The sequence below is a fragment of the Mesorhizobium sp. M8A.F.Ca.ET.161.01.1.1 genome, from assembly GCF_004792105.1.
Taxonomy (GTDB): Bacteria; Pseudomonadota; Alphaproteobacteria; order Rhizobiales; family Rhizobiaceae; genus Mesorhizobium.
The window spans coordinates 1-306 of sequence record NZ_SRTD01000378.1 but is presented as its reverse complement, the minus strand read 5'-3'; the positions used below and the strand labels follow the sequence as shown (position 1 = coordinate 306).

Sequence of the window (306 nt, the reverse complement as noted above, 5' to 3'; positions counted from 1 at the left end):
GGTGGTGGCATAGGCGGCGACGTTCTGCTGGCAGGCAGTGCCTTGCACCGAGGCGACGTTGACGATGGCGCCGCCGCCGCGCTTGATCATCTTGGGAATGCCGAAACGGGCGGTGAGGTAGATGGAACCGACATTCACCGACATGGTGCGGTTCCAGGTCTCGAAATCCGTGCTGGTCGCGGTGCCGTATGGGTGCACGGCGGCCCAGTTGACGATGATATCCAGCCCGCCGAAGCGCTCGACGCCGACTGCGATCGCGCTTGCCACATCGTCGGGCACCGAAACGTCAGCAGTCACCACCCAGGC

At 64.7% G+C, this 306-nt stretch carries 1 protein-coding gene; it reads right to left on the bottom strand.

Going from position 1 to position 306, the window contains the following annotated elements; translation table 11 throughout:
- A partial coding sequence (locus EN804_RS36160) for an SDR family NAD(P)-dependent oxidoreductase (RefSeq protein ID WP_135922406.1) occupies positions 1 to 306 on the bottom strand: 306 nt, incomplete at both ends.